Source organism: Streptomyces sp. TP-A0356 (assembly GCF_001417775.1).
Lineage (GTDB): Bacteria > Actinomycetota > Actinomycetes > Streptomycetales > Streptomycetaceae > Streptomyces.
On the sequence record NZ_BBZJ01000018.1, the window covers coordinates 43,823 to 57,433 of the forward strand.

At 72.4% G+C, this 13,611-nt stretch carries 11 protein-coding genes and 1 pseudogene; 6 read left to right on the forward strand and 6 right to left on the reverse strand.

Annotation, left to right across the window (positions count from 1 at the left end):
• From ASC56_RS15425 to ASC56_RS15435, 3 genes are all read right to left on the reverse strand, one after another.
• Complete coding sequence (locus tag ASC56_RS15425) at window positions 1–633, reverse strand: AAA family ATPase (protein WP_055491987.1); 633 nt, start codon at window positions 631–633, stop codon at window positions 1–3.
• 45 nt (window positions 634–678) lie between these two features.
• On the reverse strand, window positions 679–1,350 hold the full coding sequence (locus ASC56_RS15430) for a response regulator transcription factor (RefSeq protein ID WP_055491988.1): 672 nt from the start codon (window positions 1,348–1,350) through the stop codon (window positions 679–681).
• A gap of 98 nt (window positions 1,351–1,448) precedes the next feature.
• Complete coding sequence (locus ASC56_RS15435) at window positions 1,449–2,654, reverse strand: sensor histidine kinase (protein WP_055491989.1); 1,206 nt, start codon at window positions 2,652–2,654, stop codon at window positions 1,449–1,451.
• Between the two features lie 877 nt (window positions 2,655–3,531).
• Here ASC56_RS15435 and ASC56_RS15440 point away from each other — a divergent pair.
• Window positions 3,532–4,569: an SAM-dependent methyltransferase gene (locus ASC56_RS15440; protein WP_055491990.1), complete on the forward strand. Its 1,038-nt coding sequence runs from the start codon at window positions 3,532–3,534 to the stop codon at window positions 4,567–4,569.
• On the opposite strand, the gene ASC56_RS15445 is transcribed toward ASC56_RS15440, so the two are convergent.
• Window positions 4,534–5,685: an NADH-quinone oxidoreductase subunit D gene (locus ASC56_RS15445; RefSeq protein ID WP_055491991.1), complete on the reverse strand. Its 1,152-nt coding sequence runs from the start codon at window positions 5,683–5,685 to the stop codon at window positions 4,534–4,536. The genes ASC56_RS15440 and ASC56_RS15445 overlap by 36 nt on opposite strands.
• 31 nt (window positions 5,686–5,716) lie before the next feature.
• Here ASC56_RS15445 and ASC56_RS15450 point away from each other — a divergent pair.
• Window positions 5,717–6,207, forward strand: a pseudogene (locus tag ASC56_RS15450) (PH domain-containing protein).
• Complete coding sequence (locus tag ASC56_RS15455) at window positions 6,204–6,596, forward strand: PH domain-containing protein (RefSeq protein ID WP_055491992.1); 393 nt, start codon at window positions 6,204–6,206, stop codon at window positions 6,594–6,596. Before ASC56_RS15450 ends, ASC56_RS15455 begins: the two are co-directional and overlap by 4 nt.
• Before the next feature lie 93 nt (window positions 6,597–6,689).
• Here the strand turns inward: ASC56_RS15455 and ASC56_RS15460 are convergent, their stop codons facing one another.
• Together ASC56_RS15460 and ASC56_RS15465 are read right to left on the reverse strand one after the other, a co-directional pair.
• Window positions 6,690–8,252: a hypothetical protein gene (locus tag ASC56_RS15460; protein ID WP_055491993.1), complete on the reverse strand. Its 1,563-nt coding sequence runs from the start codon at window positions 8,250–8,252 to the stop codon at window positions 6,690–6,692.
• A gap of 431 nt (window positions 8,253–8,683) precedes the next feature.
• Window positions 8,684–9,808 (reverse strand): esterase family protein, encoded by a 1,125-nt coding sequence (locus tag ASC56_RS15465; protein ID WP_055491994.1) that lies wholly within the window; start codon window positions 9,806–9,808, stop codon window positions 8,684–8,686.
• A 205-nt stretch (window positions 9,809–10,013) separates the two neighbouring features.
• On the opposite strand from ASC56_RS15465, the gene ASC56_RS15470 reads away from it, so the two are divergent.
• From ASC56_RS15470 to ASC56_RS15480, 3 genes are all read left to right on the forward strand, one after another.
• Complete coding sequence (locus ASC56_RS15470; protein WP_055491995.1) at window positions 10,014–11,849, forward strand: phosphatidylglycerol lysyltransferase domain-containing protein; 1,836 nt, start codon at window positions 10,014–10,016, stop codon at window positions 11,847–11,849.
• Between the two features lie 187 nt (window positions 11,850–12,036).
• Window positions 12,037–12,999 carry a dihydropteroate synthase gene (gene folP, locus ASC56_RS15475; protein ID WP_079102515.1) on the forward strand — a complete coding sequence of 321 codons (963 nt, stop codon included), beginning with the start codon at window positions 12,037–12,039 and terminating at the stop codon, window positions 12,997–12,999.
• Window positions 12,996–13,499 carry a nuclear transport factor 2 family protein gene (locus ASC56_RS15480; protein ID WP_055491996.1) on the forward strand — a complete coding sequence of 168 codons (504 nt, stop codon included), beginning with the start codon at window positions 12,996–12,998 and terminating at the stop codon, window positions 13,497–13,499. Before folP ends, ASC56_RS15480 begins: the two co-directional genes overlap by 4 nt.
• Window positions 13,500–13,611 lie beyond the last annotated feature (112 nt).

A 13,611-nucleotide genomic window follows, 5' to 3' on the forward strand; every position in this document is an offset into this window, starting at 1 on the left:
TCAGTCGAACCGGATGTGCTGCAGCGAGACCTTCGTCTGCCGCAGCCGTGTCCGCACGGCGCCCTCGTTGTTGGGTCTGAGCGTCAGTCCGGCGAGCACGGCGATCCGGTCCGCCGTCTTGGGCACCGTCGAGTGGTCCGTCCACAGGTGCTCGGCGAACTCCGGCTCGCGCAGCCGCTGCAGACAGTGGTCGAGCTGCTGGACGGCCCAACTCTCCCTGCGCAGCGGGGCGTCCTTCCCTGCGACGTACTGGACGAGGTGCCCGAAGCCGCGCTCGCGCAGCCGTTTCAGGACCGTCTCCCGCTCGGCGAGGAGCGCGAAGTGGCGTACGTCGTGGCCCAGTTCGCCCAGCCGGCCCACCGTCTCCGCGAAGTAGTCCGGATCGGTGACCGTCATGGGGACGATGACCACGCCGTCGTGTTCGCGGAGCGCGAGATCGAGGACCTCGACCACGCCCTGCCGCCACGAGGCCAGGTCCTGGAAGTTCCCGCGCAGTTCGGGCGGCAGCATGCGGCGCAGGCCGAATCCTGCGTGTTCCGGATCGCAGATGACGCTGCCGGGCAGACGGCGCCGGATCTCGTGTGCGGTCTGTGTCTTGCCGCCCCCGAAGGGGCCGTTGATCCACAGGAGCATGCGCAGACCCTAGTGGTCGCCGGTCACGCCGGGATCACAGGTGGCTCAACCGTGCCCGCCCGCCCGTACGAGTCCGGTCTCGTACGCGAGGACCACCACCTGCACCCGGTCCCTGAGCCCCAGCTTCGTCAGGATGCGCCCGACATGGGTCTTCACGGTCGCCTCGGACAGCACCAACCGGGCCGCGATCTCGCCGTTGGACATGCCCTGCGCGACCAGCATCATGACCTCGCGCTCGCGGTCGGTGAGCCGTTCCAGCTCCTTGTGCCGGGGCTCCGTGGTGCCACCGGGCAGCATCGGCGCGAAACGGTCGAGCAGGCGGCGGGTGGTGGACGGCGCGACCACGGCGTCGCCGCTGTGCACGGAACGGATGGCGGTGAGCAGTTCGCCGGGCGGCACGTCCTTCAGCATGAACCCGGATGCGCCGGCCTTCAGCCCGGAGAAGGCGTACTCGTCGAGGTCGAAGGTGGTCAGGATCAGCACCTTCGGAGGGTTGGGCTCCGAGCAGATGCGGCGGGTGGTCTCCACGCCGTCCAGCTTCGGCATGCGGACGTCCATGAGGACCACGTCCACCTCGGTGGAGCGCAGCGCCTGAAGGGCCTCGACGCCGTCGCCCGCCTCCGCGACGACCTCCATGTCCGGCTGGGCGGCGAGCACCATCCGGAACCCGGTGCGCAGCAGCACCTGGTCATCGACGAGCATCACGCGGATCGGCATGGCGGGGGTCCTCCGGTCGGCCTTCGGTGGGCGGGGCTGGGTCGTGTCGCGGGCGGTCGGGCGGGGGTGCACGTGTCAGTGGGCGGGTTTCAGCGGTGTCAGTGGGCGGGTTTCAGCGGCAGCAGGGCGCTGATGCGGAAGCCTCCACCGGGCCGGGGGCCCGCGTCCAGGGTGCCGCCGACCATGCCGACCCGCTCCCGCATGCCGATCAGTCCGTGGCCCTGTCCGTCGGCGCCACCCTCCTCGTACAGCTCGTGCGGGGCGCCCTTGCCGTCGTCCTCGACGAGCAGCCCGAGGCCGTCGTCGAAGTACACCAGGCGCACGCTCGCGCCCGCGTTGGGGCCACCGTGCTTGCGGGTGTTGGTGAGCGCCTCCTGGACGATCCGGTACGCCGTCAGCTCGACGCCGCTGGGCAGCGGGCGCGGCGTGCCCTCCACCTTGAAGTCGACGGGCAGACCCGCGCTGCGGCACTGCTCGACGAGCTCGTCGATCTGCTCGACGTCGGGCTGCGGTACGTATTCCCCGGCCTCCGTGTGCTCGCCGGTGCGCAGCACGCCCAGCAGACGGCGCATCTCGGCGAGGGCCTGGCGGCCGGTCCCCGAGATCGTCTCCAGCGCCTTCCTGGCCTGGTCGGGGGCGGTGTCGAGGACGTAGGCGGCACCGTCCGCCTGCACCACCATCACCGACACGTTGTGCGCGACCACGTCGTGCAGTTCACGGGCGATCCGGGCGCGCTCGGCGGCGACCGCGACCTTGGCCTGCGCCTCGCGCTCCTTCTCCAGGCGGGCGGCGCGCTCCTCGAGCTGGGCCAGGTAGGCACGGCGCGTGCGGAGGGAGTCGCCGAGGACCCAGGCGAGGGCGAAGGGCACGGTCTGGAAGACGGCGACGGCGACCGTGCTCAGGGGGCTCGCATGGTGGTCCGCCCAGCGCGTCTGTGCCAGGGTGCCGGCGCACAAGCCGCCTATCAGGCCCACTCGGGAGGCCCAGCGGGCGCCGTCCGCGGCGACCGTGAAGATGATCACCAGCATGGCGAAGTCGGCGGCCACCGGCTGCTGGTCCAGAACCAGCTGCGCCAGTCCCATCGCCACGGCCACGAGGAGCATGGCCTCGGGCATGCGGCGGCGCAGCGCCACGACCACGCACAGGACGGCGGAGATCGTGAGCCCCGCGAAGAGCGATCCGTGGTAGTTCCGCGCCCCGCTGAGGTTCGTCACACTCACGCAGGAGAGCCCGAACAGAACGACGGCCCAGAAGCTGTCGACCCACGTCGGGTGCCTGCGGAGGAAGTCATAGAGGCGCTGCACGTAACCCAGAGTAGGGAAGCCCGTTGCGTGCAGGGGTCAACCGGAGGGTCGATCCGGGACGGACACGCGTACTCCGCAAGGTGGATGCTCCATGATCCCGAACGGTGAGAGACGGGCCGAACGGAACCGCGCCGGAGCCGCCGGAGCCCATGCGGGCGCTGGGTTGCCCGGCGCACACCCCCTTCGCACCGAGCGCGGTCCCGCACGCCGCGGCAGGAGCGCACGCAGGGGGCGCGAGGGCAGGGAGGGTGAAGACGCGGGAGTGAGGGCGCGGGACCTGGGGACGGGCGTGGGGGGACGGTAGCGGGACGCCGAGGCGGGGGCGAGAGGACGGCGTGGCAGGGAGAGGCAGGGAGACCGCCGGGACGCGGGCGCGAGTCCGGCGGACACGGAGACCGCCGGGACGCGGGCGCGAGGCCGGCGGACACGGAGACCGCCGGGACGCGGGCGCGAGGCCGGCGGACACGGAGACCGCCGGGACGCGGGCGCGAGGCCGGCGGACGCGGAGACCGCCGGGACGCGGGCGCGAGGCCGGCGGACGCGGAGACCGCCGGGACGCGGGCGCGAGGCCGGCGGACGCGGAGACCGCCGGGACGCGGGCGCGAGTCCGGCGGACACGGAGACCACCAGCGCACGGACGCGAGAACGGCGGACGCAAGCCGCCGCGACGCGGGACGCGGACGCCGGACGCCGGGACCCGAGGACGGCCGAGGGCGAGCGCGCTGGGGCGTCAGGAGGCAGGACACGGGGGCGAGGGCGCGTGCGCCCCGCACACACGGCGCCAATGCGGGCCCAGTCCCGGAACGCGGCCCCGGCCCGACCCCGGCCGCAAGCATCCGCGTCCGCGCCCGTACTCGCCCCGTCCTAGCCTGGCACCGTGGTGCACAAGGCGAGCGGTGAGTGGCGGGGATGGCGGGCGGCGGCCGAGGAGGCGCTGTACGGGCCGGGCGGGTTCTACCGGCGGCCCGAGGGGCCCGCGGGGCACTTCCGTACGTCCGTGCACGCCTCGCCGCTCTTCGCCGCCGCCGTGGCCCGGCTGCTGTGCCGGGTCGACGAGGCGCTGGGGCGGCCTGCCGAGCTGGCGTTCGTGGACATGGCGGCAGGCCGGGGCGAGCTGGCCGCCGGTGTCCTCGACGCGCTGCCCCCGGACGTCGCCGCCCGGGCGCGCCCGTACGCCGTAGAGATCGCCCGGCGCCCCGAGGGCCTCGACCCCCGGGTCGAATGGCTCGGCGAACCCCCGAAGGGGATCACCGGGCTGCTGTTCGCGAACGAGTGGCTGGACAACGTACCGGTCGAGGTCGCGGAGGTCGGCCCCGACGGCGTACCCCGGCTGGTCCTCGTACGGGAGGACGGCACCGAGCGCCTCGGAGAGCCGGTCGCGGGCGCGCAGGCGCGGTGGCTGGAGCGCTGGTGGCCGCTGTCCCGCGAAGGGGCCCGCGCCGAGATCGGCATCCCCAGGGACACCGCCTGGGCCGACGCCGTCGCGACCGTCGGCCGCGGGCTCGCCGTCGCCGTCGACTACGCCCACCACGCGGACGCCCGCCCGCCCTTCGGGACGCTCACCGGGTTCCGGTCGGGCCGGGAGACCGCCCCCGTGCCGGACGGCTCCTGCGACATCACCGCGCACGTGGCGCTGGACGCCTGCGCCCTTCCGGGGGCGCGCCTGCTCACCCAGCGCACCGCCCTGCGCGCTCTGGGCATCACCGGCGCACGCCCCCCGCTGACGCTTGCCTCCACGGACCCCACGGCCTACGTGCACGCCCTCGCGCAGGCCGGAGCCGCCGCCGAACTCAACGCCCCCGGGGGCCTCGGTGACTTCGGCTGGCTGCTCCAGCCCGTCGGTATGCCGGACGCCTACCTCGGTGATCTGCTCGGGAAGCTACTTGTCGATGTCCCCGACCACGAAGAACATTGACCCCAGGATCGCCACCATGTCCGCGACCAGCGTCCCCGGCAGCAGTTCGGTCAGCACCTGGATGTTGTTGTACGAGGCCGAGCGCAGCTTCAGCCGGTACGGGGTCTTGTCGCCCTTGCTGACCAGGTAGTAGCCATTGATGCCGAGCGGGTTCTCGGTCCACGCGTAGGTGTGGCCCTCGGGCGCCTTGAGCACCTTGGGCAGGCGCTGGTTGATCGGCCCGGGCGGCAGCTCGGCCAGCCGGTCCAGGCACGCGTCGGCCAGGTCGAGCGCGTTGTGGGTCTGCTCCAGGAGGCACTCGAAGCGGGCCAGGCAGTCGCCCTCCTGCCGGGTGACGACCTTCAGCGTGTCCTGGAGCTCGGGATAGGCCAGGTACGGCTCGTCCCGGCGCAGGTCGAAGTCCACCCCGGAGGCGCGCGCGATCGGCCCGCTCACGCCGTACGCGTGCACGGCCTCCGCCGTGAGGTGGCCCACGCCCCGCGTGCGCCCCCGGAAGATCTCGTTGCCGAGCACCAGGTCGTCGAACCGGTCCATGCGGGAGCGCACCCCCGAGACTGCGGCACGCGCGCGTGTGGCCCAGCCCGCGGGCAGGTCCTCCTTGAGGCCGCCCACGCGGTTGAACATGTAGTGCATGCGCCCGCCGGAGACCTCCTCCATGACGTTCTGGAGTTCCTCGCGCTCCCGGAAGGCGTAGAACACCGGCGTGATGCCACCCAGCTCCAGCGGATAGGAGCCGAGGAACATCAGATGGTTCAGGACGCGGTTCAGCTCCGCCAGGAGCGTGCGCATCCACACCGCCCGTTCGGGGACCTCCATGCCGAGCATCCGCTCGACGGCCAGGACCACACCCAGCTCGTTGGAGAAGGCGGAGAGCCAGTCGTGACGGTTGGCGAGCATGATGATCTGGCGGTAGTCGCGCGCCTCGAACAACTTCTCGGCGCCGCGATGCATATAGCCGATGACCGGCTCCGCGCCCTTGATCCGCTCGCCGTCCAGCACGAGCCGCAGCCGCAGCACGCCGTGCGTCGACGGGTGTTGGGGGCCGATGTTGAGCACCATGTCGGTGCTCTCCGCGGCACCGCCGATCCCGACCATGGTCTCCGTCGTAGGAGTCATGGTCCCAGTCTCTCGTACGTACGCTTGCGGCATGGAGACGGGGACTGTACTCGCCGGCGGTGAGCCCGTCTGGACGGGACTGCCGCCGGGGCTGCCGCGGATGCGGCGGTCGCTGCCGGTGGTGTGGCTGGGGCTGCCGGCCTTGGTCGCGGGACTGCTTCTCGGCCTGCTGGCCGGGCCCGCGTGGGCGCTCTTCGCGCTGCTGCCGCCGGCGCTGCTGGGGTGGGGCTGGGTGCTGCTGGCCACAACTGGCGCTCCTGGCGGTACGCCGAGCGGGCCGACGACCTGCTGATCAGCCGGGGCGTGCTGTGGCGCGAGGAGACCGTGGTGCCGTACGGGCGCATGCAGCTCGTCGAGGTCACCTCCGGTCCGGTCGAACGGCACTTCGGACTGGCGAACGTGCAGCTGCACACCGCGGCCGCCGCGACCGACGCCACCATCCCGGGCCTCGACCCGGCCGAGGCGGAGCGGCTGCGGGACCGGTTGACCGAGCTGGGCGAGGCCCGATCGGCGGGGCTGTGAGCGCGCCCGAGGCAGAGGCCGGCATACCGGAGGTGCGGAAGGGGCGGCAGGTCGCCGAACGGCGGCTGCACCCGTTGACCCAGCTGCCGCTGTGGTGGCGCGGCCACGGCCTCGCCGTCACCGACACGGTCTTCGCCGCCCGGCACGGCCTGCTGCGCCGCAGCCTGGCCCTCGTACCGCATGCGAAGGTCCAGAGCGTACGGCTGACACAGGGGCCCTGGAGGCGGTTCAAGGAGGTGGCCGACGTACAGGTGGACACCGGCGCGAACCGGACGGTGCGGGCGCGCCTGCGGGACGCCGAGGAGGCGACGGCGCTGCTGTACGCGCAGGCGGACCGGTCGCGCACCGGACGCCGGGACGCCCGGCCCGAACGGTGGATGGTCCCGTAGCCGAGGTCCGAACGGCGCGAGGGGCGGCGGCACATGACGTGCCTCCGCCCCTCACCCGTGTCGTCGGTGGGCCGACACGTACGTCGGCCGGTCTCAGGACGCCGCGGTGCGCAGCCCCTGGACGTCGATCTGCTCGGTCTCGTCATGGGCCGTCAGATCGATGATCTGGCTGACGGCGCGCGCCTCGGGGTCCGCGGGCTTGAAGCCGGACTCGGCCTCCTCCTTGTGCACCGCGAGCGCCTCCTGGCCGACGACGTCCGCGAGGTCCTCGTTCTGCACGGACTCCAAGTCCTGCCGCGGCTTCTGCGTACCGAAGAAGTCGAAACCGCCCTCGGCGGCCTGGCGCCGTCGAGGAGCCGCCGGTACGACGGCCACGGCGGTCGGCACGGTGAAGTGGCCGGTGGCGTGTGCCGGCTTGGTGACGACCGGTTGGGGCTGCTGGTGGGTCGGGGCGGCCGCGTCCTGCCGTTCGGCGACCGCCACGGGCTTCCCCTCCGCCTCGCCCTCCTCGCCGGCATGGACACCGGGCGCGTCGGGTTCGGCGGTGGGCCGCTTCGTGCCGCCGCCGTCACCGGGGCCGCCCTTCTTCGGGGAGGACTTGGCGGACAGGGCGGACAGGGCGGAGATGACGGGCGTGGTACGGGCCTCGGGGGAGGCCTTGTCCCGCGCGGCGGTGTCCGGCGCCTCCGCGGCGCCGTCGTCCTCCACGGACGCGGTCGTGTCGGCCGCCTCCCCGTCCTCGGCGGGGGCGGTCGCGTCCCCCGCGTCGCCGTCCCTCGCGTCCATCGCGGAAGCGGTCGCCTCGGCCGGGTCGCCGTCCTCCGTGGAAGCGGTCTCCTCCGTCGCCTCGGAAGCGGTCGTCTCCCTGGCGTCGCTCGCAGGCGTGGCGGCGGGCACGTCCGTCGCGGCGCGCTCCGCGGCGGCGCCCTCGTCCTCGGCGAGCCGTGCGAGCGCCGAGCCGGCCCGCAGGAAGAGCGCGGAGCCATCCGGGGAGAACGCTCCGGGAGCCGGCGCCCCGGAAACCGCGCCCCGCTCGGGCTCTGCACCGGCCGGGGCGGTCGCGTCCGTCACGTCCGGAACGTCCGTGACGTCCTCGGGGGGCCGTACGTCGGCACGGGCGGCCGCGTTCCGAGCGGCGTCCGGTGTCTCCCGCGCGGCGGGGGTCGGCGGCTGCGGCGCGGGCAGCGCACGTGCCGGAGTCGTCGTCTCGATCTCCAGCAGGCGGCGCCCCTCCAGGGCGCTGGCGCGCTCCGTCTCCGCCGTGGCGTACCGCCGCAGCAAAGCCGCGTGTTCGTTGCGGAGCTTGGCCAGCTCCGCGCGCTTGGCCCGCAGCCTCTGCTCCAGCTTCGTGCGCAGCTCCCGAGACTCCTCCAGGTCGGTCTCCAGCTCGGCGACCCGTTCCTCGTAGCGCCACTCGTCGCTCGCCCGCGCGCGCGTGAGGTCGGCGACGCGTTTGCCCGCGGCGGCGTCCCAGCGGCGCATGACGACCGCGCCCACGACCGTCGTCAGCGCGGCGCCCGCGGCCAGCCCACGGAGCACCAGCGGCTCCGTGAACAGCCAGGGCCCCACGGCGCAGACGACCGAGACGCCGGCGATCACCGAAGGAGGCAACAGCCTGTGCAAGGGCGGGGAATGGCGGTGACGTCCACGTGGCATGGCCAGAAACTTACCGCGCGTAGGCGAATGATGGTGCCCCGCCCGGTAAAAACACGGCTACCCGAAGCCTTCGCCCCGCCCCGCCGGCAACGTAAGCGGAACAGTTACCTCGCAAATCCGGCGCGTTTACCTTCGGCAACGGATACACCAGGAACACCCGAAGGCGAGGGCGGACGCCCCCACAGGCCCTGGTCCAGCGCTCCCGGGCGGCCTCCGAAGCCGTCGACACGCTCCATTCAAGATCATTTCCTGCCCGGGCGTGGATCGGGATCCCCGGCCTCCGGCACCTGCCCCAAAGTGACTTGACGGACCGCCACCCGACGAATTCCGACCACACGGAGACAACACCGAAGGGGGCCGGCTCCGTGTCCGGAGCGGCCCCCTTCGGATTGCGCGGAATTACCGGCGGTCGCCGCCGGGGTATTCGCCGCTCAGCGCTCTTGGAGCCGTCCGCTCATCCACTGCAGCGCCGACGGGATCTCCCGGCGCCACGTGTTGAAGTTGTGGCCGCCGCTGTCGAGGATGATCGACGAGATCCGGGTCTTCTTCTTGGCCTGCACCTGCTGGATGAACTTGAGCGTGGCGTTGTAGTCCTTCTCGCCGGCCTTGCTGCTCGTGACGAGCAGTGAGGTGTCCGGCGGCGGCATGTGCTTGGCGTACCACAGCAGGTCGGCGCGGTTCTGCAGACCCTTGTTGCCCTGGAAGAGGTTGCCCGTGGTCGGGTCGATCGGCGCCTTGTAGTACGGCGACAGGCCCACCCCGGCGAAGTAGGCGTTCGGGCGGTGCATCGCCAGCTTCAGCGCGCAGTAGCCGCCCGTGGAGTCGCCGATGATGCCCCAGCCGGTGGGGATCGGGCCCACCCTGTAGTGCGACCGGACCGCGTCGGGGAGGTCCTTCGCGAAGAACGTCTCCGTCTGGGGCCCACCCGGGACGTCCACGCACTCCGTGTCGCGCGGCGGGGCCACCGTCGGCCGCAGCATCACCAGGATCATCGGCTGCATCTTGCCGGTCTTCGCCAGCTCGTGCGCCGTCTGCGGGTAGTGCAGCCCCTTGATGAGCGCCGAGGCCGTACCCGGATAGCCGGTGAGGACGACGGCCACCGGGAACGTCCTCGCGCGGTACTGCGGCTGGAAGTACTCCGGCGGCAGATATACGAAGGCAGACGAGGAGATGTGCGTCGTCTGTCCGAATATGCCGACCTTCTGAATCTGACCCCCGATCGTGGGCTGCCCGCCGCCCGGCACGTTCACCGTCTGGGTGTCCATCACCTGGAGGGGGCCGCTGCTCGATCCGCCCGCGCCGTCGACGACCAAGGCCTGCCCGTTCTCCTGTCCGAACAGGTCGGCCCAGCTGGCGTAGAACCCGAAGGCCTGGTTGGCCGCGAGTCCGATCGACGCGAAGATCGCCACCTGGGTGGCGAACAGCAGACCGACCCGTCCGCCGACGGCCCGCCAGCTACGCCGGGCGAAACGTGGCCAGTACCACACCGTGCAGACGAACAGCAGCACGGCGAACACGACCGCCAGTGCCAGCACTTTGTTGCTCGTGAGACCCATGGACTCTTTTCCTGCCTGCGCTTTCCATCCATGGGCCGTGCCCGCGCCTTAGCGAGGGCTTGCCCCGGACTTTCCTTCGCCTTTGAACCGGCTTTGTGTTGGGGAGTGAACCTCTCTCCCCGAGACACCGTCCTAGAGGGCGCAATGTCGCCGGATGCCCTGATCGGCACCGGGCTCAAGGTCTCTCGCAGAACTACGGGATGCGATGTCTGTCAGGATAGATGGGGAAAAGTCGGGTGAGGTTCCGGAGCGATCAGATGTGGTGCGGCGCATACTGCGCGGCCCACGCCCGGAGGCCGTGCCCGCGCTGATCGCCAGGGCCTGCACACTCGTGGGAGTCCTGGACGTCGCCGCAGGGGTGTTCCCGCGCTTCCGGCACAGCCGTATGCATCGTATGGCGGAGGTCCTGCCCGGCTCGCTCGGCCCCTTCGCGGCGGCCCTGTCGCTGAGCGTGGGCATCCTGCTGCTGCTCCTCGCGCACGGGCTGCGGCGCCGCAAGCGCCGTGCGTGGCGCGCCGCCGTACTGCTCCTGCCTGCGGGTGCCGTGGGCGAGTACGTCTACCGCCACTCCGTGGTGGGCGTCCTCATCTCCGTGGCGCTGCTGGTGCCGCTGCTGCGCCACCGCGGCCAGTTCGCGGCCCTGCCCGACCCGCGCAGCCGCTGGCGCGCGCTCGCCAACTTCGTCCTCATGGGCGCCGGCTCCCTGGGCCTCGGCCTGATCATCGTCAGCGTCCACACCCACCGGATGGTCGGCGATCCGAGCCTGTCCGACCGGATCGAGCACGTCCTGTACGGCCTCTTCGGCTTCGAGGGACCGGTCGACTACACCGGCAACACCTCCTGGACGGTGGGCTTCTCGCTGGGCGCGCTCGGCCTGCTGACCGCGGTCACGACGGTCTACCTGGCCTTCCGCCCGGAGCACCCGGCCGCCCGGCTCACCGAGGAGGACGAGGCACAGCTGCGTGCCCTGCTGGAGAAGCACGGCGCCCGCGACTCCCTCGGCCACTTCGCCCTGCGCCGCGACAAGGCGGTCATCTTCTCGCCCAGCGGCAAGGCGGCGGTCACCTACCGGGTCGTATCGGGTGTGATGCTCGCCAGCGGTGACCCGATCGGCGACGTGGAGGCCTGGCCCGGCGCCATCGAGCGCTTCATGGACGAGGCCAAGGCCCACTCCTGGACCCCCGCGGTCATGGGCTGCTCGGAGACGGGCGGCGAGGTGTGGACCCGTGAGACCGGCCTGGACGCTCTCGAACTGGGTGACGAGGCGGTGGTGGACGTCGCGGATTTCTCCCTCTCCGGGCGCGCGATGCGCAACGTGCGCCAGATGGTGAAGCGCATCGAGCGCGCGGGCTACGAAACCCGGGTACGGCGCATCCGTGACCTCAGCGAGGGCGAACTGGAGCGCATACGGCGGGCCGCCGAGGACTGGCGCGGCACGGACACCGAGCGCGGCTTCTCGATGGCGCTCGGCCGCGTCGGTGACCCGGCGGACGGTGACTGCCTGATCGCGACGGCCCACAAGGCGGACGCGGAGACGGGCCTGTACGGCGACCTGAAGGCGGTTCTGCACTTCGTGCCGTGGGGCAGCGACGGGGTCTCCCTGGACCTGATGCGCCGTGACCGCTCGGCGGACCCGGGCATGAACGAACTGCTGATCGTGGCCGCGCTGCAGGCCGCCCCGAAGCTCGGCATCGAGCGCGTCTCCCTGAACTTCGCGATGTTCCGCTCGGCCCTGGCACGCGGCGAGAAGATCGGCGCGGGGCCGGTGCTGCGGGCGTGGCGGGGGCTTCTGGTCTTCCTCTCCCGCTGGTTCCAGATCGAGTCCCTGTACAAGTTCAACGCGAAGTTCCAGCCGCGCTGGGAGCCGCGCTTCGTGGTGTACGCCTCCTCCCGCGACCTCCCGCGCATCGGCCTGGCGGCCATGCAGGCGGAGGGCTTCGTGAACCTGGCCCTGCCGCGCGTCCTGCGCCGCAAGGCCCCGGCCGCGCGCCCGTGCGCCCACGTCACCGAACACGGAGTCGGCGCCGCCAGCCGCGCCTGACCCCGCACCCACGAACAGGCCTGAGCGGGCCACCGCCCCACCCGCGGCACCGCTCAGGCCTTCTTGCGCCAGGGCCCTCCCCAGAGCACGACACCCGACACTCCTTCGCCCCCAGCCGCAGGCTCGCGGTGGTGCCGGGCCGCCCCGTGAGCCGAACGCGGGGCCACCGGGGGCCTACGCTGAACGTATGAGCACGAAGACCGGGCGGGGCCACGTGGCAGGCCTTCCGACATGGGACCGCTGCGCGGTCATGGGGGTCGTCAACGTGACCCCCGACTCCTTCTCCGACGGCGGCCGCTGGTTCGACACCACCGCCGCCGTCAAGCACGGCCTCGACCTGGTCAGCGAGGGCGCCGACCTCGTCGACGTCGGCGGTGAGTCCACCCGCCCCGGCGCCACCCGCGTCGACGAGGCCGAGGAGCTCAGGCGCGTCATCCCCGTCGTGCGCGGCCTCGCCTCCGAGGGCGTCACGGTCTCCGTCGACACCATGCGTGCCACTGTCGCCGAACAGGCCCTCGCCGCCGGCGCCGCCCTCGTCAACGATGTCAGCGGCGGCCTCGCCGACCCCGCGATGATCCCGATCGTCGCGGCCGCCGACGCCCCCTTCGTGGTGATGCACTGGCGCGGCTTCCTGCAGGGCGGCAGCGTCAGGGGCGTGTACGAGGACGTCGTCACCGAGGTCTTCGACGAGCTCCACGCGCGCGTGGAGGCCGTTCTGGAGGGCGGCGTCGCCCCCGACCGGATCGTCGTCGACCCCGGGCTCGGCTTCTCCAAGGAGGCCGAACACGACCTCGCGCTGCTCGCCCACCTCGACCGCCTGCACCGCCTGGGCCACCCGCTGCTGGTGGCCGCCTCCCGAAAGCGGTTCCTGGGCCGGGTACTGGCCGGCCCCGAGGGCGCCCCGCCTCCCGCGCGCGAGCGCGACGCCGCCACCGCCGCCGTGTCCGCACTCGCCGCCCAGGCCGGCGCATGGGCGGTGCGCGTCCACGAGGTGCGCGCGACGGCGGACGCGGTACGCGTCGCACGCGCCATCGAGGAGGCGCGTGCAGCGGATCACACACCGGGCGCGCTCTCCCCGAACGCCGCCCCGCAGGACGCCCCCGCCCCGAAGACGGCCCCTGGCACCGGAACCCCCGAAGGAGCCCGGTGAGCACCGCTCGCACCGACGTCGAACAGGTCGAACAGGCCAACACCGCCTTCTACGAGACCATGGAGCGGGGTGACTTCGAAGAGCTGACCTCGCTCTGGTTGACCCCCGCTGACCTGGGCGTCGACGAGGAGTACCACGACCCGGCCGACGTCGGCGTGATCTCCTGCGTCCACCCCGGCTGGCCCGTCCTGACCGGCCGCGGCGAGGTCCTGAGGTCGTACGCGCTGATCATGGCGAACACCGACTACATCCAGTTCTTCCTCACGGACGTCCACGTCTCCGTGACCGGCGACACCGCCCTGGTGACCTGCACGGAGAACATCCTCAGCGGCGGCCCGGCCCCCGATGACGGCGACGAGCTGGGGCCCCTCGTCGGCCAGCTGGTCGTCGCCACGAACGTGTTCCGCCGCACCCCCGACGGCTGGAAGCTCTGGTCGCACCACGCCTCCCCCGTCCTGACGGAATCCGTTGACGAAGAGGACGACGGCTCCCCCGCATGAGAGACGATTCCGCCTCATGAGGGGTGGGCTTCGCGGCCCGAGTGGGTAGGCGGCCTCATAGTGGGCGGAATCACCTACTCCTGGGTACAGGCGGCTGCCAGCTCGTGAGCCA